The 22,851-nt window shown below is 69.7% G+C and carries 22 protein-coding genes; 10 read left to right on the forward strand and 12 right to left on the reverse strand.

Translation table 11 applies throughout. From position 1 onward, the window contains the following. Positions 1–7: 7 nt before the first annotated feature. Positions 8–1,081: an adenosine deaminase gene (locus tag ACWCOV_RS22610; protein WP_449831267.1), complete on the reverse strand. Its 1,074-nt coding sequence runs from the start codon at positions 1,079–1,081 to the stop codon at positions 8–10. Positions 1,082–1,115: 34 nt separating this feature from the next. Here ACWCOV_RS22610 and ACWCOV_RS22615 point away from each other — a divergent pair, with 34 nt between their 5' ends. Beyond that, positions 1,116–2,957 (forward strand): ABC transporter ATP-binding protein, encoded by a 1,842-nt coding sequence (locus tag ACWCOV_RS22615; protein WP_449831268.1) that lies wholly within the window; start codon positions 1,116–1,118, stop codon positions 2,955–2,957. After that, on the forward strand, positions 2,944–4,737 hold the full coding sequence (locus ACWCOV_RS22620; RefSeq protein WP_449831269.1) for an ABC transporter ATP-binding protein: 1,794 nt from the start codon (positions 2,944–2,946) through the stop codon (positions 4,735–4,737). The genes ACWCOV_RS22615 and ACWCOV_RS22620 overlap by 14 nt, the downstream gene beginning before the upstream one ends. Here ACWCOV_RS22620 and ACWCOV_RS22625 read toward each other — a convergent pair. After that, positions 4,731–5,204 (reverse strand): nitroreductase family deazaflavin-dependent oxidoreductase, encoded by a 474-nt coding sequence (locus tag ACWCOV_RS22625; RefSeq protein ID WP_449831270.1) that lies wholly within the window; start codon positions 5,202–5,204, stop codon positions 4,731–4,733. The two genes, ACWCOV_RS22620 and ACWCOV_RS22625, sit on opposite strands and share 7 nt — an antisense overlap. 112 nt (positions 5,205–5,316) lie before the next feature. Between ACWCOV_RS22625 and ACWCOV_RS22630 the strand changes: the two genes are divergently transcribed. Next, positions 5,317–6,009 carry a TetR/AcrR family transcriptional regulator gene (locus ACWCOV_RS22630; protein ID WP_449831271.1) on the forward strand — a complete coding sequence of 231 codons (693 nt, stop codon included), beginning with the start codon at positions 5,317–5,319 and terminating at the stop codon, positions 6,007–6,009. Here the strand turns inward: ACWCOV_RS22630 and aat are convergent. Further along, positions 6,002–6,667, reverse strand: a complete 666-nt coding sequence (aat, locus tag ACWCOV_RS22635; protein ID WP_449831272.1) for a leucyl/phenylalanyl-tRNA--protein transferase — start codon at positions 6,665–6,667, stop codon at positions 6,002–6,004. The two genes, ACWCOV_RS22630 and aat, sit on opposite strands and share 8 nt — an antisense overlap. Positions 6,668–6,807: 140 nt before the next feature. On the opposite strand from aat, the gene ACWCOV_RS22640 reads away from it, so the two are divergent. Together ACWCOV_RS22640 and ACWCOV_RS22645 are read left to right on the forward strand one after the other, a co-directional pair. Continuing rightward, positions 6,808–7,503, forward strand: coding sequence for an EcsC family protein (locus tag ACWCOV_RS22640; RefSeq protein ID WP_449831273.1), 696 nt, complete (start codon positions 6,808–6,810; stop codon positions 7,501–7,503). A 77-nt stretch (positions 7,504–7,580) separates the two neighbouring features. After that, positions 7,581–8,417 (forward strand): helix-turn-helix transcriptional regulator, encoded by an 837-nt coding sequence (locus ACWCOV_RS22645; protein ID WP_449831274.1) that lies wholly within the window; start codon positions 7,581–7,583, stop codon positions 8,415–8,417. Here the strand turns inward: ACWCOV_RS22645 and ACWCOV_RS22650 are convergent. From ACWCOV_RS22650 to ACWCOV_RS22660, 3 genes are all read right to left on the reverse strand, one after another. Further along, a complete protein-coding gene (locus ACWCOV_RS22650; RefSeq protein ID WP_449831275.1) occupies positions 8,400–8,891 on the reverse strand; it encodes a DUF1269 domain-containing protein in 492 nt (163 codons plus the stop codon). The genes ACWCOV_RS22645 and ACWCOV_RS22650 overlap by 18 nt on opposite strands. After that, a complete protein-coding gene (locus ACWCOV_RS22655) occupies positions 8,888–9,988 on the reverse strand; it encodes a hypothetical protein (protein ID WP_449831276.1) in 1,101 nt (366 codons plus the stop codon). The genes ACWCOV_RS22650 and ACWCOV_RS22655 overlap by 4 nt, the downstream gene beginning before the upstream one ends. A gap of 125 nt (positions 9,989–10,113) precedes the next feature. Then, positions 10,114–11,040 carry a hydroxymethylglutaryl-CoA lyase gene (locus ACWCOV_RS22660; protein WP_449831277.1) on the reverse strand — a complete coding sequence of 309 codons (927 nt, stop codon included), beginning with the start codon at positions 11,038–11,040 and terminating at the stop codon, positions 10,114–10,116. A 67-nt stretch (positions 11,041–11,107) separates the two neighbouring features. Here ACWCOV_RS22660 and ACWCOV_RS22665 point away from each other — a divergent pair, with 67 nt between their 5' ends. Continuing rightward, positions 11,108–11,752 carry a GNAT family N-acetyltransferase gene (locus ACWCOV_RS22665; RefSeq protein WP_449831278.1) on the forward strand — a complete coding sequence of 215 codons (645 nt, stop codon included), beginning with the start codon at positions 11,108–11,110 and terminating at the stop codon, positions 11,750–11,752. A gap of 124 nt (positions 11,753–11,876) precedes the next feature. Here ACWCOV_RS22665 and ACWCOV_RS22670 read toward each other — a convergent pair whose 3' ends face one another. From ACWCOV_RS22670 to ACWCOV_RS22680, 3 genes are all read right to left on the reverse strand, one after another. Then, entirely contained in the window at positions 11,877–12,662 is a 786-nt protein-coding gene (locus tag ACWCOV_RS22670; RefSeq protein WP_449831279.1) for a metallophosphoesterase family protein, read from the reverse strand. A 94-nt stretch (positions 12,663–12,756) separates the two neighbouring features. After that, a complete protein-coding gene (locus ACWCOV_RS22675; RefSeq protein ID WP_449831280.1) occupies positions 12,757–14,043 on the reverse strand; it encodes a hypothetical protein in 1,287 nt (428 codons plus the stop codon). Next, a complete protein-coding gene (locus tag ACWCOV_RS22680; RefSeq protein WP_449831281.1) occupies positions 14,043–14,843 on the reverse strand; it encodes a hypothetical protein in 801 nt (266 codons plus the stop codon). Before ACWCOV_RS22680 ends, ACWCOV_RS22675 begins: the two co-directional genes overlap by 1 nt. A gap of 183 nt (positions 14,844–15,026) precedes the next feature. Here ACWCOV_RS22680 and ACWCOV_RS22685 point away from each other — a divergent pair, with 183 nt between their 5' ends. Then, the gene (locus ACWCOV_RS22685; protein ID WP_449831282.1) at positions 15,027–15,578 is read left to right on the forward strand and encodes a MarR family winged helix-turn-helix transcriptional regulator; all 552 of its coding nucleotides are present in this window, start codon (positions 15,027–15,029) and stop codon (positions 15,576–15,578) included. Between the two features lie 252 nt (positions 15,579–15,830). Continuing rightward, positions 15,831–17,297 (forward strand): molybdopterin-dependent oxidoreductase, encoded by a 1,467-nt coding sequence (locus ACWCOV_RS22690; RefSeq protein ID WP_449831283.1) that lies wholly within the window; start codon positions 15,831–15,833, stop codon positions 17,295–17,297. Between the two features lie 20 nt (positions 17,298–17,317). Here ACWCOV_RS22690 and ACWCOV_RS22695 read toward each other — a convergent pair whose 3' ends face one another. Further along, entirely contained in the window at positions 17,318–17,920 is a 603-nt protein-coding gene (locus ACWCOV_RS22695) for a TetR/AcrR family transcriptional regulator (protein ID WP_449831284.1), read from the reverse strand. Positions 17,921–17,976: 56 nt separating this feature from the next. Between ACWCOV_RS22695 and ACWCOV_RS22700 the strand changes: the two genes are divergently transcribed. After that, on the forward strand, positions 17,977–18,660 hold the full coding sequence (locus ACWCOV_RS22700; RefSeq protein ID WP_449831285.1) for a hypothetical protein: 684 nt from the start codon (positions 17,977–17,979) through the stop codon (positions 18,658–18,660). Further along, on the forward strand, positions 18,657–20,720 hold the full coding sequence (locus ACWCOV_RS22705; RefSeq protein ID WP_449831286.1) for a YhgE/Pip family protein: 2,064 nt from the start codon (positions 18,657–18,659) through the stop codon (positions 20,718–20,720). Before ACWCOV_RS22700 ends, ACWCOV_RS22705 begins: the two co-directional genes overlap by 4 nt. Here the strand turns inward: ACWCOV_RS22705 and ACWCOV_RS22710 are convergent. Further along, positions 20,717–21,961, reverse strand: a complete 1,245-nt coding sequence (locus ACWCOV_RS22710) for a hypothetical protein (RefSeq protein WP_449831287.1) — start codon at positions 21,959–21,961, stop codon at positions 20,717–20,719. The genes ACWCOV_RS22705 and ACWCOV_RS22710 overlap by 4 nt on opposite strands. Positions 21,962–22,064: 103 nt before the next feature. After that, positions 22,065–22,754, reverse strand: a complete 690-nt coding sequence (locus tag ACWCOV_RS22715; protein WP_449831288.1) for an N-acetylmannosamine-6-phosphate 2-epimerase — start codon at positions 22,752–22,754, stop codon at positions 22,065–22,067. Positions 22,755–22,851: the final 97 nt, after the last annotated feature.

Here is a 22,851-nt window from a genome sequence, read left to right on the forward strand (position 1 = left end):
CCTTGCGTCAGCTCTTCAGGGCTTCGGTGTACCAGGGCTTGATGATGTTGTCGATGATGGTGAGGCGTTCGTCGAACGGGATGAAGGCGGACTTCATCGCGTTGATGGCGAACCAGCGGAAGTCGGCCAGGTCGTAGTCGAAGGCTTCGGCGAGCAGGGTCAGCTCGCGGCTCATCGACGTACCGCTCATCAGGCGGTTGTCGGTGTTGACGGTGACCCGGAAGCGAAGCTTGGCGAGCAGGCCGATCGGATGGTCGGCCATGGACTCGGCCGCGCCGGTCTGCAGGTTGGAGCTCGGGCACATCTCCAGCGGGATCCGCCGGTCCCGGACGTACGCCGCGAGCCGCCCGAGCTCGGCCTTGCCGCCGGCCGCGTCGTACTCGATGTCGTCGATGATCCGGACGCCGTGACCGAGCCGGTCCGCGCCGCACCACTGGATCGCCTGCCAGATCGACGGCAGCCCGAACGCCTCGCCGGCGTGGATGGTGAAGTGCGCGTTCTCCCGCTGCAGGTACTCGAATGCGTCCAGGTGCCGGGTGGGCGGGTACCCCGCCTCCGCGCCGGCGATGTCGAACCCGACCACCCCGGCGTCGCGGTACGCCACCGCCAGCTCCGCGATCTCCATCGACCGCGCCTTGTGCCGCATCGCGGTCAGCAACTGCCGCGCGACGATCGGCCGCTCCGCGGTCGCCATCCCGTGCTCGAACCCCTCGCGTACGGCGTCCACCACCTGCTCGAGCGTCAGCCCACGGGTCAGGTGCTGCTCGGGCGCGTACCGAACCTCCGCGTACACCACCCCGTCCGCCGCCAGATCCTGCACACACTCGCTGGCCACCCGCTTGATCGCCTCGGCGTTCTGCATCACCGCGACCGTGTGGTCGAACGTCTCCAGGTACCGCTCCAGCGATCCCGAGTCCGCCGACTCGACGAACCACGCTCCCAGCTCCTCGGCGTCGTTCCGCGGCACCTGGTGCCCGATCTCCCGAGCCAGCTCCAGCACCGTCCCCGGCCGCAGCCCGCCGTCCAGATGGTCGTGCAACAGAACCTTCGGCGCCGCGTTCAACTGCTCGGGGGTGATCATGGCGCCATCCTGCCAGCCGCCCCGGATCCGGCAAATGTTCAAGAATTCCACCGGCGCCGCGTGTCATGGTGAGGAAATGGTGAGCCGGCTGCGTGATCGCCCCGAATGGCAGTTCTTCGCCGTTCTGCCCCGGGCCGATCCGGTGCTGGCCACGATCTGGTGGGTCCTGCTGCTGGCGCGCGGCGCCCTGCCCGCGCTGTTCGCGATCTCGATGGGCCGGCTGATCGGCGCGGTCCAGCACGGGTCCGACCTGACCGGGCCACTGAGCCTGATGGGGATCACGTTCGTCCTGCTGCAGGTGCTCACCCCTGTGCACCAGGCGGTCAGCGCCAACCTCGGCAGCCGCGTGGCCGCCTGGCTCAACGACGTACTCGCCAAGGCCTGTGTGGAACCGCCGGGGATCGGACACCTCGAGGATCCGGAGCTCAGCGAGGACCTGACCGTCGCCCGCGAGTTCGACCGCGGCCAGACCGGTCCGCCGATGTACCTGAACGTCGACTTCGTCGCGGGCAGCCTGGTCGAGCTCTTCGGCGGTATCGCGTCCGCGGTGGTGCTGTTCGGATTCAGTTGGTGGCCGCCGCTCGTACTCGTCGCCGCCTGGGCCGCGACGCACTGGCTGCTCCGGGAGAGCGGTGTCTGGAAGGACCGGAACACCGCCGAGGTCCGGTCGGCGCAGCGGCACGCGGACTACGCCTACCAACTGGCGGTCGAGCCGGAAGCCGCGAAGGAGCTGCGGCTGTTCGGTCTGGGCGGCTGGGCCGTGCAGCGGTTCACGGATCGCCGGCGGCGGCTGTTCGAGCTGCAGCACGCCGCCACGCGGCTGCGCGAGCGCCCGATGGTCTGGAGCCTGCTGATCGTGGCCGTGGCCAACGGGCTGGTCTTCTGGGCGCTCGGAGCGGCGGCGGTCGACGGCCGGCTGGAGCTCGATCGGCTGGTGACGTTCGCCCAGGTCTCGGTCGGGGTCAGCATGATCGCGTTCGGTGGTCTGAACTGGGCGCTCGACGGTGCGTCGGCACCCGTGGCCGCCGTACGCCGGCTCCGGCCCGCGATGCAGCCCGCCGGCGCGTTGACGTCCGGCCGGCGGCTGCCGCGGCCGCGCGGAGCTGTCGCGATCGAGATCCGGGACCTGAGGTTCCGGTATCCACAGGCCGCCGAGCCGGTGTTCGACGGACTCGACCTGACCGTTCCGGCCGGCTCGTCGTTGGCCGTCGTCGGGCAGAACGGCGCCGGCAAGACAACGCTGGCCAAGCTGCTCTGCCGGTTGTACGACGCCGACGCCGGATCGATCCGGATCGACGGGACCGACCTGCACGACCTCGACGTGGACGCGTGGCGGACCCGGGTCGCGGCGGTCTTCCAGGACTTCCTCCGGCTCGAGCTCCCGTTGCGGGACAACGTGGCTCCGGCCGGTGCGCCGGACGCGGACATCCTCGCCGCGCTCGCGGACGCCGGCGCCGGTGATCTGGCCGGGCTCGACACCCGCTTGGCGACCGGGTACGGCGACGGCACCGACCTGTCCGGTGGTCAGTGGCAACGGGTCGCGCTGGCGCGGGCGTTGTGCGCCGTACGGCAGGGCGCGGGGCTGGTGCTTCTCGACGAGCCGACGGCGCAGCTCGACGTTCGCGGTGAGGCGGCGATCTTCGACCGGATCCTGACCGCGACCCGGGACGTCACCACGGTCCTGATCTCGCACCGCTTCTCCACCGTGCGGCACGCCGACCGGATCTGTGTGCTCGAGCACGGCCGGGTCGTCGAGCTCGGCAGCCACGACGAACTGATGGCACTCGGCGGGCGGTACCGGACGATGTTCGACCTGCAGGCCGAGCGGTTCACCGCGGAGGTCGACGAGGAAGGAGTCAGCTATGACACGCTCTGAGGTCGACGACCTGCCCAGGGCGCTGCCGGCGATGTGGCGGCTGTGCAAGCTCGGCTACCAGCATGAGCCGGGGCTGCTGGTCTTCTCCTTCGCGATGACTCTGCTGGCCGCGCTGCCCGACGCGCTGCTCGCGTTGTGGCTCAAGGTCCTTGTGGACGGCGTTCTGGAAGGCGACCGGCGTGCCGTACTGCTGGCTGCGGGTGGCTTGGCGCTGTCCGTCACGGCGACCTGGTTCCTGCGGACGGTGTCGACCCGGATCACCCGGCGGTTCCGGGACCGCGTGACGATCATGCTCGAGGCTCACGTCGCCCGGTTGCAGGCGTCGGTCGCCACCATCGAGCACCAGGAACGACGCGACTTCCTGGACCGGCTGTCCGTGCTGCGCAAGCAGGTGTTCGTGCTCGACCACATGTACATGTCGCTGTTCTCCACCTGCGGCTGGCTGCTGCGGCTCGGCGTGACCGTGGCCCTGCTGATGTCGATCGATCCGGCCCTGGTCCTGCTGCTGGTATTCGCCCTGCCGACCGTCGTCAGCTCGAGCTGGCGACCGGGCGTCGAGCGTGCTGTCGAGGAGCAGTACGCCGCCCACAGCCGGCTGGCCGACCACCTGTTCAAGACCGCCACCACCGCGGCTCCGGGCAAGGAGGTCCGCGTCGTCGGCATCGGCCAGGACCTCGTGGTGAACCGCCGCCGCGAGTGGGAGCAGTGGTACGGCGCCATCGCGAGCGCCCGGTGGACGAGTGCGGCGTGGCATGCGGCTGCGTGGGCGATCTTCGGTGCGGCGTACGTCGGCGCCGTACTGTTCGTCGTCTCCGGACCGAACGGCTCGGTCGGCAACGTACTGCTGATCCTGGCCGCGGGTGCGCGGCTGTCGGCGTACATCGGAGCGACGGTCGGCGAGATCGGCTTCCTGCGAGGGGTTTGGCTGGACGGATCCCGGCGGCTGGTCTGGCTGGAGAACTACGCGGCCTCGTTCGACGACTCCGCGGACCTGCCGGCGCCGGAGCGACTCACCGACGGCATCCGGCTCGAGCATGTCTCGTTCACGTACGCCGGGGCGTCGCGGCCCGCGCTGGAGGATGTCGAGCTGCACCTGCCGGCCGGGCGGGTGATCGCGGTCGTCGGCGAGAACGGCGCCGGCAAGTCGACGCTGGTGAAGCTGATCTGCAAGCTCTACGAGCCGACCGCTGGGCGGATCCTGGTCGACGGGCAGCCGCTGGACCGGATACCGGCCGAGGCGTGGCGGCTCGCGACCGCCGGTGCGTTCCAGGACTTCTTCCGGTTCGAGTTCCGGGCCGGCCACAGCGTCGGGCTCGGGGACCTGCCCCGACTGGACGACGAGCCTGCCGTCACCGCCGCGGTCGGCCGGGCCGGCGCGGAGGACGTCGTCGAGCGGCTCGAGGCCGGGCTCGACACCCAGCTCGGCGCCACCTGGCCGAGCGGGGCGGAGATCAGCTTCGGTCAGTGGCAGAAGCTGGCGCTGGCCCGTGGCTTCATGCGGAACCGGCCGTTGCTGCTGGTCCTCGACGAGCCGACCGCCGCACTGGACGCCGAGACCGAGCACGCCCTGTTCGAGCGGTACGCGGCGGCGGCCAGGGACAGCACCGACGGGCGGATCACGATCCTGGTCTCACACCGGTTCTCGACGGTCCGGATGGCCGACCTGATCGTGGTCCTGGACGGCTCCCGGGTGGTGGAGACCGGGACGCACGACCAGCTGATGGCAGGCGACGGACACTACGCCGAGCTCTACCGGATCCAGGCCGCCGCGTATCACTGAGCGTGGATCTTGAAGACCGGCACGCCCGGGGCGATGTGGCGGAGCACCTCGTCGGGCGAGTTCTTGTCGACGTCACCGCTGAAGAAGGTGCCGACCTCCCAGGCCCACTTCTTCAGGTAGAGGCGCAGCATCGGTGTCTTGTCGGCGTCGGCGACCTCCTCGGCGCGGAAGGTCTGGATCTTGCGGCCGAGCTGCAGCCGGCCCTCCGGGTTCACCCGCAGGTTGCGCACCCACTGGGTGTGACCGCGCGGGGCGACCAGGTACTGCTGACCGTCGACGACGAGCAGGTTGACCGGCGTGCTCCGCCAGTCGCCGGTCTTCCGGCCGCGAACCGAGAGCACCCGGCTGCCCATCAGGCTCAGGCCGAGCTTGGTCAGGCGGGCGACGATCCGGTTGAAGACCCGCATGCTGCCCTCGGCGGCGGTGATCACGCGCTTGTTGTCGTAGGTCTGGTTGTACTGCGGCATCGTCGTACCCCTCCTGGCTTGCGAGAGCGGTGCTCTCTGTTGTGATCAGTGAACACGGAAGCGGTGCTCACTGTCAAGAGCAGTGCTCTCGGTTTTGTGGCACACTGCTGTCATGAACGCCGGACGCACCGCACGCGAGAGGGCCAGGGCCGAGCTGACCGAGGAGATCAAGACGATCGCCCGCCGCCAGCTCGCGACCGACGGCGCCGCGGACCTGTCGCTGCGCGCCATCTCGCGCGAGCTGGGCATGGTGTCGTCGGCGATCTACCGCTACTTCCCGAGCCGGGACGACCTGCTGACCGCGCTGATCATCGACGCGTACGACGCCCTCGGAGAGGCGGCCGAAGCCGCTGCTGAAGCGCCTCATGAGCGGCCGGTCGACGCGTGGCTGGCGATCTGCGCGGCGGTCCGGGACTGGGCGCGGGCCAACCCGCACGAGTACGCGCTGATCTACGGCTCACCGATCAGCGGGTACCAGGCGCCGCAGACGACGGTGCAGCCGGCCAGCCGGGTCCCGATCGTTCTGCTCGGGCTGCTGGAGCGCGCCCAGGGCGATGGGCTGCTCGTCGTACCAGAGGACGCTCCGGAGCCGGACGGCGTACTCGCGGAGCAGGTGCAGGTGCTGGTCGCGTTGGCGCCTGGGGTTCCGCCGCCGGTGCTGGTGCGGACGGTGATCGTGTGGACACAACTGTTCGGGATGATCAGCTTCGAGCTGTTCGGTCAGCTGGTCGGGTCGATGGATCCGGCGGACGCGTTCTTCGCCTCGACGACGCGGCAGATGGCAGCCTTCGTCGGCCTCAGCTGAAGGCCTTCGGAAGCGGCAGGTGTACGGCGTTCGCCACCCGGCGGACGTAGGTCTCGCGCGGGATGGAGACGGCTCCGAGCGTCGCCAGGTGGTCGGTGACCCACTGGATGTCGAACACGCGCTGGTCGGCGTAGTCGTCGTCGAGCAGCTCGATCAGCCCGGCCACGGCTGCCTTCGAGCCGTCGGTCTTGTGGTGGAACATCGACTCGCCGGCGAACAGTCCGCCGATCGCGACGCCGTACAGGCCGCCGGCCAACTCGTCGCCGTCCCAGGCCTCGACGGAGTGCACCCAGCCGAGGCGGTGCAACTCGGTGTACGACGCGATGATGCCGCGGTCGATCCAGGACCCGGGCCGGCGCGGGTCGGCGCAGGCGCGGATCACCTGGTCGAAGGCGGTGTTCACCCGGATCTCGAACTTGTTCCGCGCCCGCCGTACCGAGCGTGACGGCCGGTAACCCGCGACCTCGATCACACCGCGGTCGACCGGCGACCACCACAGCAGCGAGCCCCGGTGGTCGGGCATCGGGAACAACCCCCGCCGGTACGCCGCCAGGACGGTCCCCGGCTGCAGATCCGCCCCACCGGCGACGATGTCACTCGCCCCGGCGACCGCCACCGGCGGAAAGTCCCACACAGAAGCAGCAGGCTCGACAGGCACACCCCAATCCTGGACCACCCGCACGCCCGCCGTGGGGTCGGGGGACACCGGGGGTTTCTCCCGAGTGGCGGGGATGGCGGGGGCACGTAGAGTTGAAGCACGCCCAGGTCTCGGACGCGGGGAGGGCGGGAAGGAGCACCGTGGCCGGAGTAGCCAGGTTCGTCGCCAGCAGTCTCGCGCCCGCCGCGCAGCGATTCGCACCTCAGGCAGCGGCGGGTGTGCTGCGTCAGATCCTCGAGATCGCCATCGACGGGTACCAGCGGTTCCCGGGCGCCGAGCAGATCGCCGACGCGAAGCTGTCCCGGTCCGGTGGTGACGCGCAGTTCGCGATCGACGCGGTGATCGACCAGCACATCCGGCTGGCCGGTTTCCAGGGGTTCGTCACCAGCATCGGCGGGCTCGTCACGCTCCCGGTCGCGCTGCCCGCGAACCTGACCGGCCTGGCGATCGTGCAGGCCCGGATGGTGGCCGCGATCGCGCACCTGCGCGGGTACGACCTGGACGATCCGCGGGTTCGTACGGCGGTGATCACGTGCATGCTCGGCGAGGACGGCGTACTGGACCGGCTGAAGAAGGCGAGCCTGCCGACGTCGCCGCTGGCGATCGCGACCGCGCCGGTGTTCGACCCGGAGCTGGACCGTCAGGTCGCGGGTGAGGTGGTCGCCGAGCTGATCGCCCGGATCAGCGGCAAGCGGATGGCGCTCACCGTCACCCGCCGGATCCCGCTGCTCGGCGGCGCGGTCGGGGCCGGCGTCGACGGCTTCGCGACGTGGCGGATCGCGGAGTACGCCGACAAGAGCCTGGTCCGCCGCATCCGCCGCCCGATCGAGCCGTGATCGGGTAGCGCACCCTGGACGGCCGTCCGGAGTCACGCTGAACGGAAACCGTCGGTGGCTGCGTCGACGATGGGTGGGTGAGTGATCGTCGAGCGGAGCTCGGGGAGTTCCTCAAGGCGCGTCGCGCCCGGGTGGCCCCCGAGGATGTCGGCCTGCCCGCCGGCGGACGACGCCGTACGCCAGGACTGCGTCGCGAGGAGCTCGCCCACCTCGCGGGCGTCGGGGTCACTTGGTACACCTGGCTCGAGCAGGGCCGCCCGATCAACGTCAGCGGCCAGGTGCTCGACGCCGTCGCGTCCACTCTGCGGCTCAGCTCGATCGAGCGCGAACACCTCTACCGGCTGGCCGAGGCGACGCCGGTGCGCGCGCCCCGCGCGAGCGTGTGCGCGAACGAGGCGGTGTTCGGCGAGATCCTCAGCACGCTCGATCCGTTGCCCGCGGTGATCACGAACACCCGGTTCGACATCATCCAGCCGAACCAGGCGTTCAGCGACCTCTTCCACGACTGGCACACGCTGCCCTGCATCCACCGGAACCTGCTCTGGTGCCTCGTCACCGAGCCGCGGGCCCGGGAGCAGTTGCTCAACTACGACGCGGAAGTGCCGTATCTGGTGGCGAGGCTGCGATCGTCGTACGGCGAACATGTCGGCGACCCGGATTGGGAAACCGACCTCGAGCGACTGCGGAAGCTCAGCCCCGAATTCGCGGCGCTGTGGTCGCGGCACGAGGTGGCCGCGTGCAGCCCGCGTCCTCGTCACATCCGTCATCCAACTGCGGGCGACCTGCGCTTCACCGTGACCGAGTTCGCGGTCGCCGCCCACCCCGAGCTGATCCTCTTCGTCGAGACCCCTGCCGACTCGCAGACCCGCGAACGCCTGCCGCTGACTCGCCGCGGCCTACGAGTGGTCGGCTAGGGCAGCGATCAGGCGGCGCTCCTGCTCGTCGGACCAGGTGGTGCGGAGGACCTGTGGTGACAGGGGTTTGAGCTGGTCGATCGCCTTGTCGCCGTCGATGACGTTCCGGACGACCAGGAGGAGGGCCGCGCGGCCGGGCTCGAGGGTCTCCCTCAGGCCGCGGACGAACTGGGCGTTGAGGATGCCGGCCGACACCGTGCCGCCGACCGCGCCCGCCGCGGCGCCGACCGCGGCCGAGAGCAGCGGGACGAGCAGCATCAGACCGATCAGCCCGCCGCCGGCCGCCCCGGCGACGGCTCCGGTGGCGGTCAGCCGGAGTGGCTGGACGAGCTCGACCTCTCCATTCTCGTGGCGGCAGGCGACCGCGACGCCGCTGAGCTCGAGGGCCTCGTTCGCTTCCAGCTCGGTGATCCGCTGACGGGCCTCCTCGGCGAGGTCACGGCTTGGAAATCCCAGCACGATCAGGTCGGTCATGGTTCCAATTCCTTCGGCTGTCGAGCGGCCACCTCAGCCTGGACGCGGTAGTCGTTGATCGGGCGGTAGCGGTCGTAGAGCATCGTCAGGATGCTGAACAGGAAGACGAAGAACAGCGTGTCGACCAGCGGCAGGCCTTCGTCGTCCCGGCCCAGCAGCAGGTCGCCGACGGTGACCAGTACGACGTTCGTCGCGAACACCACCGCGAACGACATCGCCGCGGACTCCCAGGACCGGCCGCGCCGGGCCGACCACAGGCCGATCGCCGAGTTGATCACCGCGAAGATCGCGATGCTGATGAAGATCTCCAGGCTGCTCGCCTGCACGGCCGGCAGCACGTTGCCGAAGATCACGCTGATCAGGCCGATCAGGAAGATCTTCTCGACGGCGGCCCAGTCGAAGACCCTGTTGTGCGCGGCCTGGAACGCGGCCCGCTCGTGCGCCTCGTCGATCGCGGCAGGCAGCGGGTCGGCCTCGACCTTCCAGCCCCAGTCCGGTTGTGGCAACCGCGGGCGGACGACGAGCAGCAGCACCGCGACCAGCACGAGTGCGGCGACCAGCAGCAGCGGACCGAACCAGCTCGTGTCCGCGATCAGGTCGGTGACATCCAGCTGCGCGATGTGGATCCAGTACTCCTGCGGCAGCTTGACGAACACCCAGATGCCGCCGGCGACCAGCGCCCAGAACCGGAACCCGAACTTCGCCGGGTCCCACCGGGACCGGATCGCCTCGTAGGCGATGAAGAAGTACTCGAACGTGTTCGGGAACAGCAGCAGCAGGGCCCGCAGCCCGGTCAGCTCGAACGCGACCACCCCGACCTGCCGGAAGAAGAACAGGAACCGGCTGATGCCGACCGCCGCCTGGCTGGTCCAGTTCCGCAGGCTCGCCAGGTACGCCACCGACAGGTAGAAGACGTCCATCGCCTTGTCGTAGCTCTGGTAGAACGGCGGATCGAACCCGAACGACTGGAAGATCGTCTGATCGATCCCGTCGAGCACCAGGCACCCCACGATGGCCGGCAACGGATACCGAGGAATCAACAACGGCAACCCGAACCGCGCCAGCACCACCGCCCAGAACACCACTTCAACGCTCATACAACCCCCGGCCGTCCCCCCGACCGTAGCCCACACCTGCACCCCAGGTCTGTGGATAACTTCAGGTCGGTTGGCGCCTTCGCCGATAGACTCGAAGCGGAAGGACAGCAGGCGAGGGGTGGGGGTCAGCCAGCCAGGGCTTGGACGGCTCGGCTGGGGGAGGGCTTGCCTAGTTGGGTGGACATCCAGGTGCTGGTGGCGACCAGCTTTTGCAGGTCCACGCCGGTCTGGATGCCCAGGCCGTCCAGTTGCCAGAGGAGGTCCTCGGTGGCGAGGTTGCCGGTGGCGCTTTCGGCGTACGGGCAGCCGCCGAGGCCGCCGGCCGAGCTGTCGACGGTGGTGACGCCTTCCCGCAGGGCGGTGAGGGTGTTGGCGAGCGCCTGGCCGTAGGTGTCGTGGAAGTGGACGGCGAGCTTGTCCACGCCGACTCCGGCCGCGGCGAAGGCGGCGAGCAACGCGCTCACCTGGCCGGGGGTCGCGACGCCGATCGTGTCGCCGAGGGAGAGCTCGTGGCAGCCGAGGTCGATCAGGCGCGCGCCGACCTTCACCACCTGGTCGATCGGTACGTCGCCCTCCCACGGGTCGCCGTAACACATCGACACGTATCCGCGGACCGACAGTCCTTCGGCGAGCGCCCGCTGGATCGTCGGCGTGAACATCGCGAACTGCTCGTCCAGCGTCGAGTTCAGGTTCTTCGCGGCGAACGTCTCGGTGGCACTCGCGAAGATCGCGATCTCCCGGACGTTCGCGGCCAGCGCGCGGTCGAGGCCGCGTTCGTTCGGCACCAGGACGGGCGCGCGGACTGCGTCCGGGAGGTCCAGCGCCTCCAGGAGCTCGGCGGCGTCGGCGAGCTGCGGGACCCACTTCGGGTGCACGAAGCTGGTCGTCTCGACCGTGGTCAGGCCGGCGTCGACCAACCTCCGGATGAACTCGGCCTTGACCGCGACGTCGACGATCGCCGACTCGTTCTGTAGGCCGTCCCGCGGGCCGACCTCGTAGATCGTCACCCGGTCGGGCAGTCCGTCCGCTCGCACCAGTTGCGGCTTCCGCATGTGTGTCGCCTCCGTCGCGCGTTCATGGGTCGAGCCTGGGGAGGGGTCTCCTCCACAATGGCTCGTGATGACAACTCTGGCTGACATTCTGCGCGGCATCGAACGCGGCGTCTTCCCCGCCCCGGACCTCGGCGTCACCGTCGTACCGGCGCCCTCGCCGCGCGAAGCCGCCGTGGTCTCCTTCACCGGACACATCGTGGTCGCCGCCGACGTCGACCCGGCCTGGGTCGCCGAGCGGGTCTCGCCGGGCGATCTGTCGGCGCCGACCAACCCGCCGTTCCTGTCCGCACTCGAGGAAGCGACCGGCCGCCGGGTGAACGCGATCGACGGGATGCTGCTCGCGCCGGCGCTGACCGACGCCGCCGACCGCTCGGCGGCCGTCGCGGGTTTGACCGAGCTCACCGACCACGACCACCCACGCGTCGAGCGGGCCTGGCGGTATCGGGACGAGGTCCGGGTGTACGTCGATGCGTACGGCGGACTCGTGCTCACGGGCCGGGGGCTGGCAGGGCGGGTCGAGTGTGCGATCGAAGTCGCCGAAGGCGCTCGCGGGAAGGGGCACGGCCGTCGGCTGGCGCGGGCCGCTCGGGCGCTGATCCCAGCGGACGCGCACATCTGGGCCCAGGTGACCCCGGGCAACGCCGCGTCCTTCCGCACGTTCCTCGCCGCCGGCTACAAGCTCGTCGGCTCCGAAGCCCTCCTGGTCCGCTGACGCCCGATCCCAGCGGTTGTTGCTTCCAGCACCTAGTTGGTGACGAATCCGGAGTTGTTCTTCTCGCCCGATCGGACTACGCGGACAACTTCCACAGCTGTGGAAAACCTGGGGATAGTTGCCTCTAGCCCCGAACTCGACGGTGGTAGGTGTGGGGTTCGCCGGCGTAGTGGTTGCCGCGGTAGAGGCCGTGGATGATCTCGGACTCGTAGCCGTCGAGCTCGGGCATCCCCAGCTCACGGGCGATCTCGAGCTCGCCGCGGGCGTCGTACGGGACGCGGACGAACTGGATCGAGAACGGCGCCGGGTCATGGGTGTCCGGAACGCCTTCGAGGACGACGTAGACCGGTGTCGGATCGTTCAGGCTGTTGCCGACCGAGCCGATGTTGAACAGGGTGCGGCCGAGGTCGACCTCGTAGTACGGGTCGTGGGTGTCGGCGTACCCGACGACGGTCGGGATCGGACCGTCGCCGGTCGCCTCGGTGTTCTCGAACATGCCGAGGTACTCCGCTTCGTCGTGGTCGAACCGCACGCGCCGGTGCACGCTCGTCGACGACGCGTGGAACAGCCGGATCTGCCGCCCGCTGAAGAGGAAGTCGTGGCAGAACGGGAGGCCGCGCAACCACGCCCACTGGTCCTCGCGGAGCTCCTTCTTCCACCAGCGCAGGGCTTCGCTGTCGTGCTCGCGGTCCGGGTCCGGCAGGAAGTCGTCCCAGTTGCCGATGATGTTCACCTCACACACCTGCCGGCACCGGTCGACCGCCTCCTGACCGCGCGGCCCCTTCCCGACGTAGTCGCCCAGGTTGAAGATGCGCTCGATCCCCCGCCCCTCGATATCCGCCAGCACCGCCTCCAGCGCGGTCAGATTCCCGTGCACGTCCGAGATCAACGCGATCCGCTCCAACCCCATACCCGCCATGCTGTCATCCTGTCCCACCCCACCGACAACAGCTTTCCTGCCTGCTGGTTCCGGGAGTAGAGGGGTGCAGTGGATCGGGGGTTGGCTAGCGGCTGCCGGTGGGGCCGGCTGGCTCGGGGGTGCGGTGGGGGGTGGGGGTTGTGGGGGTGGAGGCGGGTGGGCGGGGGGTGCGGCGGGACATTGGGCCGGTGGGGGCGGTTGGTGTGATGGAGCCGCCTGCTGACTCGCCGGCTGAGTGGGCGGCGGCGCCTGCCAGGCCTCCTGCTGCCTTGCGGGCTCCGTTGACTGCTGCACCTGCCGCACCCAGGCCCACGCTGGCTGCTGCGCCGACCGTCCGGGCGCCAGTGGCACCAGCGCCGGCAGCCGAGGCGCCACCGGATGAGCCACCGCTCGACGACCCTCCGCCGGAGCTGCCGAAGGTTGAGCGGCCGACGTTCAGGGCGCCGGTGGCGAGGCCGCCGGGGTCAGCGACCGAGCTGCCCGATGCGGCACCCCCGCCCGCCACGGCTGCAGTGATCGGTACGGCGAGCCGCAACAGCGCCGGCAGCGCGAAGATGGCGAGCAGCAGCATCATCACGCCAGTCATCGCCTGCACGAGGCTGTTGCCGGACGGAAGCATGCTCTCCTGCTTCAGTTTGATCGCCGCCGCGTAGACGAGCGCCGCCGCCGGCTTGTAGGCGATGAACGCGAGCGCCCACGCGCAGTACTTCTTGAACCAGGCGCGGCCGGCCTCGGTGTTGGTCGCCGCGGCCGCCAGCGGGAACGTCCCGGCGAGCAGGACGAGCATCGCCGAGCGGATCAGCATCAGGACGACCTGGATGAGCGATGCGCAGACGACGGTCAGGCTGATGCTCAGGGCCAGAAAGAGCGGCAGGTCGCGGGAGAGCGAGTCCCCGACGCCGCCCTGCTGCACGAGGTCGGTGAGGGCCGTCTCCACGGACCCGCCGGACGCCTTCGTGACCACGTCGACGGCGAATTCGTCGGACCAGCTGGTCAGCAGCTGCAAGGTCGCCGTACCCGCGCCGCAGACGAGGACGAACAGCATGGTCGCCTTCAGCAGCTCCTGGAGCGGCTTGGCCCGTTGCTCCCACGCCATCCGGATCCCCGCGATCAGGATGGCGACGGTGAAGATCGCGGCCGACACCGTCAGCACCTTGTCCTGCAGGAATCCGACCGGGGCGGTATTGGTCCAGTTCTCACCGCTGCCGGTGGCGATGGTCGGGCTGTCGACCTTCAGCCAGAACGTCGCGAGCGAGTGCAGGCTGTCGAGCGCCGCCGCGTTCGCCTCCGTCCGTACTTGGTCGAGGCCGGACGAGGCGACCGACAGGAAGCCCTCTTTGACGTGGCACTCGATGTCCACCTTGTTGCACATCAGACACCGCTCCAGCGGACGAAGTTCGAGAGGTCTTGGTGCTGGGCGAAGGGGGCGCCGACGGGTTCGCCGGGTGGGGGTGGTTGGAGGCGCCAGTCGTGGTCGTGCCAGACGAGCGTGAGGGTGATGCTCATGTACGCCGACTCGACGGGGAGCGCGAGCATGATCGTGGCTCGGTCCTGGTCGGCGTCGAGGACGCGGTAGCCGGCGAGTTGGCTGGCGGTCGCATTCGTGGACGGCTTCTCGGTGCTGAGGTCGCGGATCAGTGCTCGGGTGTCGGGGCCGGGCAGCATGAGCTTGCGGACGGTGGGGATGGTTTGGCGCTGGTCGGCGAGGGCGGCGACGACGTTGTAGGCGGCGAAGACGGCGCCGGTCGGGGAGTGTGCGAAGCAGCGCCGGAAGCCGTCGGAGTCGGTCTTGGCCGGACCGGCCGCAGCCGACCGAGGTACAACGACGCGCCGGCTGACGTCCCACCCGTCGACGACCGGCGGTTTGAGGGGAATGCTCTGGTCGCCGACAGGCAGAATGCAGCCGCCGGACCCCGAGCCGGCGCCGGCGCCGGGTTCGTTGGCGGGCACCGCGGGCCGATCGGCCGAGCCCGGCTGAGCGATCGAGCTGGGGTCAGGTGGGTCCAATGTGCGTGCGACAGAGGTGGTGGACTGGACCGGATTGGCTGAGTTGGCGGCGTTCGCCGTACCGCGAGGGCCGGAGATCAACAGGAGGGCGCCGCAGAGGAGGACTGCGGCGACCACGATGCAGGCGGCGATGAAGCCGCGGCCGTACGGTGATTTCTCGTCCATCGCACTCCCCGATCCGGTGGTGAAACCTCGCGGACACAAGGCTGGCAAAGATCGGCCGATCGCCGCGGAAGTTATCCACAGGCACCTGCGTTACGCTCCGTATGCTTACGGTTGTGGGTCGATCTGTAGCCGAAGGGTCACCCCGTGTAGCGAAGTGACCTAGTCAGCTAATAGAGTCCGCGCATGACCATCGCGCCTTCGCTTTGCTCGCCCCTAGCGCTCGCCGATGCAGAACCCACTCGTGCCGCCGAACCCTGGGAAAGCGACGTGATCACCGCGTACGGCTTGCTGCGTGAAGCAGCGGCCGAGCTCGATCACCTGATGCGCCATTCCCTCAAGCGCAGTGGTCTGCAAATGGCAATGTTCGAACTGTTGCTGCGGCTCGCCCGCAGCCACGGTGAGAAGCAGCGTCTTACGTCCCTCGCCCGGGAGCTGACCGTCACCACCGGCGGCATCACCCGGCTGGTCGACCGCGCCGAGAACCTCGGTCTGGTACGTCGGGAGCCCTGTCCCGACGATGCCCGCGGTTCGTTCGCGGTCCTCACCGAGGAGGGGAAGCGGCGGCTGCGTGAAGCACTGCCGGACCACCTCCTCGAGATCGACAGCCTGTGGATGTCGCAGCTGTCCGACGAGCGGGAGGTCGTGCTCGGCAAGCTTCGCCGAGTCCGCGACAACGCTCGCCGCTGGCCGAACGGCCGGCCGAACCTGGGGCCGATCACTCCCGACCGGATCTGAAAGCAACCGACAACTGAACACACTGCATTACCCGCGACTAACGGATGGGGCGCTCGACTGGTGTCGGGCGCCCCGCCGCGTAATCGTTGAGAGGTGAACCAAGGCGACCAGGTCCCGGGGACCACCCGCAGCCGAACCACAGATCGCGGGTACGACGCTGTCGGTCAGCCGCACGGCCTCGACCCCACCCATGGCGCAGGCGGGGAAGGCAGCAGCCGAGGCGCTGGTTGGTGGCGGGGTGCCGTAGGTGGAGTGCTGGCGGCCCTGGCCGGCTTGGCGGCGGGGAGTGTGGTCGCGGGATTGCTCGGCACGCGGCTGACGCCGGTGGTGGCGATCGGGTCCGCGTTCATCGACCGGGTGCCGCCGTGGCTGAAGGACCTGGCGATCGCGTGGTTCGGGACGAACGACAAGACCGCGCTCCGAGTCGGCATCCTGACCGTCCTGCTGGTCCTCGCCGCGCTCGGCGGCGTTCTCGCCGTACGGCGCTACTGGGCCGGCGCAACCGTGACCGTCGTACTGGTCGGCCTGGCTGTCGTCGCGGCCGCGACCAGGCCGGACAGCGGGCAGACCGGATTCGTGCCGTCGGTGGTCGCCGGCGTCACCGCCCTGTTCGTCCTCAGACTGTTCTCCCGCCGACTCGAGCCACTCCTCGACGCCCCCGACGACAGCGTCAGCCGCCGTGGCTTCCTGCAGTTGTCGGCCGGCGTGGCGATCGGCTCCGCGGCGATCGGCGCCCTCGGCCGAGTCCTGGGCGGCAACCGCGCCGCCGTCGCCGAAGCCCGCGAGGGCCTCAACCTGCCGAAGCCACCCACGTTGGACGCTCCGGCCGGCGTCCAGGCCGACGGCGCGACCTCCTGGGTGACGTCGAACGCGGATTTCTACCGCATCGACACCGCCCTCTCGGTCCCGCAGATCCTGCCGGCGGACTGGAAGCTGCGCATCCACGGCATGGTCGATCGCGAACTGGAGCTGACCTTCGACGACCTGCTGAAGCGCTCGGTCGTGCACAAGTGGGTCACTCTCACGTGCGTCAGCAACGAGGTCGGCGGCGACCTGATCGGCAACGCGCTGTGGTCCGGCGTACTCCTCAAGGACCTGCTGCAGGAGGCCGGGCCGGCCAAGGACGCCGACGCGATCCAGTCGACGTCCAAGGACGGGTTCACCGCCGGTACGCCGCTCAGCACGCTGCTCGACGACCGGCAGTCGATGCTCGCGTTCGCGATGAACGGTGAGCCGCTGCCGGTCGAGCACGGGTTCCCGGTGCGGATCGTCGTACCCGGGCTGTATGGCTACGTGTCGGCGACCAAGTGGCTGACGGATATCGAGGTGACCCGCTTCGACCGGTTCGAGGCGTACTGGACGCCGCGCGGGTGGTCGGAGCTCGGGCCGATCAAGTTGTCGTCGCGGATCGACGTGCCGCGGTCGAAGGCGGAACCAGGCCAGGTGACCGTGGCCGGGGTGGCGTGGGACCAGCACGTCGGGGTGTCGGAGGTCGAGGTCCGCGTCGATGGGGGCCCTTGGCAACAAGCGACCCTGGCGGCGGACGCGTCGATCGACACCTGGCGGCAGTGGCACTGGACCTGGGACGCGCCGCGCGGCAACCACGTCCTGCAGGTACGGGCGTTCGACGCGAAGGGCAACCCCCAGATCGAGGCGTCCGCACCGCCGGCGCCGAACGGCTCGACCGGCCTGCACACGGTGGACGTGAAGGTCGGCTAGCGCGTGGATGTGAAGGTCGGTTAGCGCGTCACGGCCTCGAGGACCATCGGCAGGAACGTGTGCTCGAGCGAGCCGGCCGGGACCTCGCGAGGCTCCAGCAGGCTCTGCGACCGGGCGCCCTCGTGCAGTGCCATCACCATCCGGACGAACTGCTCCGCCGGCACGCTGAACTCCAGCCCGTTGGTCTCGGCGATCTCCTCGACCAACTGGGTCAGCCGGGACCGGAACATCTCCCGCTGCTCGTTCAGCGCCCGCGCGGCGTCCGGACTGCGCAGCGCATGCAGGGTGAACTCGGTGGAGATGAGATGCCACCGCCGCTGGTCCGGTGCGGCCTCGTCGAGCAGTCCTAGTACGGCGTCGAGCAGGGTCACCGGCTGGTTCGCGAGCTCGGGGAGCAGCGCGCTGATCTGCTCGATCAGGCGGTCCGTCGTGGCCTGGAACAGCGCGATGACCAGCTCGTCCTTGGAGCCGAAGTTGGAGTAGAACGCGCCGCGGGTGAAGCCGGCGCGGTCGCAGATGTCCTCCACCGACGCGCCGTGGAAACCCCGTTCGGCGAAGACCTCGAGGGCGCCTTCGAGCAGGCGGGCCCGGGTGTTGATGCGGCGGCGCTTGGGCGGTTCCATAGCAGTAGGATACAGTTCTGTATTGAATACACAACCGTATCGAACGGGGAATTGGGATGGAGCTCGAGGCCACCGGGATCAGCGTGCGCGGACCGCACGCGCAGATGCTCGACGCCACGTCAGTGAAGGTCGATGACCATCAACTGGTGTTGCTGGCGGGCTACCCGGGTCCTGGACACGTCGCTGCCGCGCTGGGATTGTCCGGTCGCCTCAAGCCCGACACGGGCCAGGTGCGACTCGACGGCAAGGCGGACGCCGGTCTGCTTCGGCGGCAGGTCGCTGTGGTCGACGCACCCGGCATCACCGAGCCGGACGACGCACTGCCCGTGCAGACGGTCGTGGGTGAGGAGCTGGCGATCGCCGGGCGCAAGGCTGGTCGCAAGGCCGTGATCGAGTGGCTGGACGAGCATGCGGCGGCCGAGCACGCCGACAAGCGGTTCGAGCACCTCCCGGTCGCTGCACGGACCAGACTGCTCGCCGAGCTCACGGTGGCGCGCCCTGACGTGAAGGTGGTCATCCTGACCATGCCGGACCGGCACGGCGGCGATCCCCACGACTGGTACGCCGTCGGCCGCGACCTGGCGTCCCGTGGGTACGGCGTGATCATCACCTGCGCGGACGCGTCGGCCCGGCTGCTCGCCGTACCGGCTGCTCGGCTCGGCTCGACGGACCAGCCGGAGCCGGTCCAGATCGAGGCACTCGACCCCATCGCACCACTTGCAGAGGAGACACACGCGTGACCGCGGTTCGGATGGCACTGAGTGAACTGCGGCGGTTGACCGCAGGCCGGTTGCCGAAGCTCGCAGTGGTCGCCCTGCTGCTCGTGCCGTTGCTGTACGGCGGCCTCTACCTCTACGCGAACCACGACCCCTACGGTCGCCTCGACAAGGTGCCGACCGCAGTCGTGGTGGAGGACGCGGGGACGACGCTCGCCACCGGAGAGAAGCTGGATGTCGGGCCGCAGGTGGCCGACGAACTGGTGAAGTCCAAGAGCTTCGACTGGCATCAGGTCGACCGGGCCGATGCGACTGCTGGAGTGTCCGACGGCAAGTACGAGTTCGCCCTGGTGCTGCCGAAGTCGTTCTCCGCGGATCTCGCGTCCAGCGCCGAGTTCACGCCGCGGCAGGCGAACCTCGAGCTGCTCACCAACGACGCCAACAACTACATCGCGCACACCATCGCCAACCAGGTCGTCGCCCAGGTCACCAAGACCGTGGCGTCGCAGGTGAGCGAGACAGCAGCGAGCAAGCTGCTGGCCGGCTACAGCACGATCCACACGCAGGTCAGCCAGGCAGCAAGCGGTGCGGCGCAGCTGCAGAGCGGACTGACCACCGCAGCAACGGGCGCCGCCAAGCTGCAGACCGGTGCGACCCAGCTCAACACGGCGCAGAAGCAACTCTCCGCCGGCGCGACCAAGCTGGCGACCGGCACCACGCAGGCGTCCCAGGGCGCTAACGAGCTGGCGGCCGGCGCCAACCAGCTCGACAACGGCCTGAGCACGCTGAAGCGGAAGACGGCGACGCTGCCCAAGCAGACCAAGGCGCTTGCCACCGGTGCCGACCAGGTCGCCGACGGCAACGAGCAGGTCGCCACTGCCGGGCGTCAGGTCGCGACCGCGTCCAGCACGCTGGTCAAGGACCTGAGCACTCTGGACACCGGTCTGGCCGATCGCCTCAAGGCCCGCGGGTTCACCCAGACCCAGATCAACCAGGTCCTCACGGAGACGGCCAAGCTGCGCGCGCCCGTCGTACGCGCGAACACGAAGATCCAGGCCACGTCGAAGCAGCTCAACACGCTCGCGACCGGTGCCCGCAAGGTCTCCAACGGCGCAGCCGCGCTCGCCAAGGCGACACCGGCACTGACGAGTGGGATCAGTACGGCGGCAAGCGGAGCGCACCAACTGGACACTGGAGCAGGGCAACTCAAGACGGGTCTCGCCACCCTGCAGACCGGTTCGCAGCAGCTCGCGGCCGGTGAGAAGCAGGCAGTAGTCGGGCAGGGGCAGTTGCTGACCGGCGTGAACAGCATGGCGAGCGGAGTCACCCGGCTGAAGACCGGTGCGACCCAGCTGAACACCGGACTGGCCAACGGCGTCAAGCAGATCCCCAACCCGTCCGCCGACCAGCGCAAGGCGGTCGCCGAGACTCTGGGTGCGCCGGTGACCCTGCAGAACGTCTCGCAGGCCACGGCCGACAGCTACGGCGCCGGACTGGCCCCGTTCTTCCTCAGCCTGGCCTGCTGGATCGGCGCGTACGTGCTGTTCCTGCTGGTCCGACCGCTGTCACCCCGTGCGCTGGCCGCGCTGCAGTCGCCGTTCCGGGTCGCCCTTGGCGGTTGGCTGCCGCCGGCGCTGTTCGGTGCGGTCCAAGCGGCGCTGGTGTTCACCGCGGTGACGCTCGGGCTCGGGATCGACGCGGTGCACCCGTGGCTGACGGTCGGGTTCCTGATCCTGACGTCGTTCACGTTCGTCGCGATCCTGCACGCGCTGTCCGCGTGGTTCGGCGCCGTCGGCAAGTTCCTCGGCCTGGTGCTGATGGTGATCCAGCTGGTCAGCGCGGGCGGCACGTTCCCGTGGCAGACGATCCCGGCGCCGCTGTACTTCTTCCACCACGCACTCCCGATGAGCTACGCGATCGACGGCATACGGCACCTGATGTACGGCGGGCCCGGCGCATCGCTCGGCCGCGACCTCCTGGTCCTCGCCGCCTGGTTCCTCGCCGCCCTCGCCGCCTCCACCCTGGCCGCCCGCAACCAACGCGTCTGGCCGGCCAAGAAGCTCCAGCCGGAGCTCGCGCTCTAAGCGTTGATGAAGGCCGCGGTTTCAGTGAGGAGGTAGTTGGTGGTGGGTTGGTCGAAGAAGGTGATGAGGGCTTCGTAGGCGCCGGACTCGGCGGCGGAGGGGTCGACGATGTAGCCGTAGTACCCGTCGGTGTAGCCGACGACCCGGGTGATCGGGTGGGTGCTGTCGGCCTGCAGGCAGGCGCCGTGCAGGGCGAAGAGCTCGACCGGCAGGTTGACCCAGCACACCTCGCCCATGGTCACCACGCTGATCGGCAGCTCCAGCGTCTCTGGCAACGATGCCGCAGCCATCAGCGCCTGGCCGCGTGCGCCATCCAGCCGGGTCTGCGCGATCCGCATCGACGGATGGTCGGCGCCACCGTGGACCGCGCTCTCCGCCGCCGCGACGGTGACGGCCGCTTCCTCGGCTGGCGGCACCTGCCGGACCGGGAGGTCGATCGTCGTACGGCGGATGGCCGGCGCCGACTGCGGTAGCTCCAGTCCGGGACCAGTCAGGGCCTCACGGACGCGTGCAGCAAGCAGACCGCCCAACCGTGCGACCTCCTCGGCGCTGCGACCCCGCCGCGTGAACCGTGGGCTCACATCGCCCGCCGCACCCTGCAGGTAGCCGACCACCGCGGGAGCAAGCGCGGCCCGGGCGGCTCCCGGCCAGTCGGCCGACCACTGCAGGTTCTCTGGGCCGTACGTCGTCGGGTGACAGGCGAAGTCGAGCAGCAACGCCTCCAGCGACCCCTGTAGCGAGTGCAGAGCCAGCACTCCCGCAGTGTTGTCGTGCGGGCCGTTCTTGCGATGGCGATTCGCCCCGACGCCGACCACCTCGACCGAACGCCACGACGCCGTGACCGGCCGGCGTGGGAGCGACGCGTTGGCGACTGCTGCGACCAGCGGCTCGTACAGAGCGGGCTCACGCTCGGCTGGGATGACCGGGTGAATCTCACCGGTCCAACCTGACGGCCCGGAGTGCGTGTGGGATGCGGACACCACGACGCGCGTGGCCGGGATGCCGGCAGCGGACGCGGCCGCGGCGGACAACTCGGCGACGAGATCCCTGCCGACGGCGATGGCGTCGAGACTCAGCCAGAGCACGCCGGGGTCGTCCGCCGTACTGAGCCAGATCAGGGTGGCGCGCAGTGGGTCGGCGGTTCCGGTCGCGGTGGCGGTGCGGGCGGCGTACCCGTCCAGGCGGTGGCCGGGCGGTGGCGTGACGTCCAGAGAGGTCGCGGCCAGGAGGAGTTTGCTCACTTACTTACACGCTCCAGCGGTCGTGCCGGTGAAAACTTTCCGGTCCAGTCAAGATAGCCCGCAAGGGCCGACGGAATCGAGGGGCGTCTCCAGGATCGAGCGGTCAGGGGTGAGGTCGAGTAGACCACTTCGGCGGCAAGGCGCTCGCCAGGTGGGCGGTGATGTGGGTGGGGTTGGTGATCGCGGAGCCGACGACGACGGCGTGCGCACCGGCGTCGACGACGGCGCGAATGTCTTCGGGTGTCCTGATCCTCCCCTCGGCGACCACCGGGCAATCCACCGCGGCGGCAAGTCGCCGGACCAGGTCGACGTCCGGTCCGGACGGCGTAGTGCCGCCGGTGTAGCCCGAGAGGGTGGTCGCGACCAGGTCGGCACCGGCGCGGTACGCCGCGAGGCCGGCGTCGAAGGTGTCCACATCGGCCAGGATTGGTACACCCAGCTCGGTGTGAATGCGGTCGATCTGATGGCTCAGCGACCGCCCGTCCGGCCGTGGCCGAAGGGTCGCATCCAGGGCGATCAGATCGGCGCCTGCCGCCACGACACCGGCTGCGGCCTCGAACGTCGGGGTGATGAACACACCCGACGGATCGCCGACCTTGTGGATGCCGATGATCGGCAACGTGGTGACGGCCCGGATCGCGGCGACGTGCTCGGGGCCGTTGGCGCGGATCGCGTCCGCTCCGCCCAGCTCGGCGGCGCGCGCCATCAAGGCCATCAGCTCCGCGGAGTCGAACGGGTCTCCCGGGATGGACTGGCACGACACCACCAGGCTGCCGGGCGGCAGCCTGCTCATGGGGCCTCCCGGCCTGGACTGAGGAGCGCAGTCAACACAGCGACTGGAGTGACGAGGGAAGGCCGGGAGTTCCAGCCCCATGACCCGCCGCGCCGGA

This window comes from Kribbella sp. NPDC002412 (assembly GCF_053592935.1).

Bases quoted from the DNA above. Each gene is read 5' to 3' on its own strand.
- ACWCOV_RS22610 (WP_449831267.1), bottom strand. From the start codon at position 1,081: ATGATCACCCCCGAGCAGTTGAACGCGGCGCCGAAGGTTCTGTTGCAC.
- ACWCOV_RS22615 (WP_449831268.1), top strand. From the start codon at position 1,116: ATGTTCAAGAATTCCACCGGCGCCGCGTGTCATGGTGAGGAAATGGTG.
- ACWCOV_RS22620 (WP_449831269.1), top strand. From the start codon at position 2,944: ATGACACGCTCTGAGGTCGACGACCTGCCCAGGGCGCTGCCGGCGATG.
- ACWCOV_RS22625 (WP_449831270.1), bottom strand. From the start codon at position 5,204: ATGCCGCAGTACAACCAGACCTACGACAACAAGCGCGTGATCACCGCC.
- ACWCOV_RS22630 (WP_449831271.1), top strand. From the start codon at position 5,317: ATGAACGCCGGACGCACCGCACGCGAGAGGGCCAGGGCCGAGCTGACC.
- ACWCOV_RS22650 (WP_449831275.1), bottom strand. From the start codon at position 8,891: ATGACCGACCTGATCGTGCTGGGATTTCCAAGCCGTGACCTCGCCGAG.
- ACWCOV_RS22655 (WP_449831276.1), bottom strand. From the start codon at position 9,988: ATGAGCGTTGAAGTGGTGTTCTGGGCGGTGGTGCTGGCGCGGTTCGGG.
- ACWCOV_RS22660 (WP_449831277.1), bottom strand. From the start codon at position 11,040: ATGCGGAAGCCGCAACTGGTGCGAGCGGACGGACTGCCCGACCGGGTG.
- ACWCOV_RS22665 (WP_449831278.1), top strand. From the start codon at position 11,108: ATGACAACTCTGGCTGACATTCTGCGCGGCATCGAACGCGGCGTCTTC.
- ACWCOV_RS22670 (WP_449831279.1), bottom strand. From the start codon at position 12,662: ATGGGGTTGGAGCGGATCGCGTTGATCTCGGACGTGCACGGGAATCTG.
- ACWCOV_RS22675 (WP_449831280.1), bottom strand. From the start codon at position 14,043: ATGTGCAACAAGGTGGACATCGAGTGCCACGTCAAAGAGGGCTTCCTG.
- ACWCOV_RS22680 (WP_449831281.1), bottom strand. From the start codon at position 14,843: ATGGACGAGAAATCACCGTACGGCCGCGGCTTCATCGCCGCCTGCATC.
- ACWCOV_RS22685 (WP_449831282.1), top strand. From the start codon at position 15,027: ATGACCATCGCGCCTTCGCTTTGCTCGCCCCTAGCGCTCGCCGATGCA.
- ACWCOV_RS22695 (WP_449831284.1), bottom strand. From the start codon at position 17,920: ATGGAACCGCCCAAGCGCCGCCGCATCAACACCCGGGCCCGCCTGCTC.
- ACWCOV_RS22700 (WP_449831285.1), top strand. From the start codon at position 17,977: ATGGAGCTCGAGGCCACCGGGATCAGCGTGCGCGGACCGCACGCGCAG.
- ACWCOV_RS22715 (WP_449831288.1), bottom strand. From the start codon at position 22,754: ATGAGCAGGCTGCCGCCCGGCAGCCTGGTGGTGTCGTGCCAGTCCATC.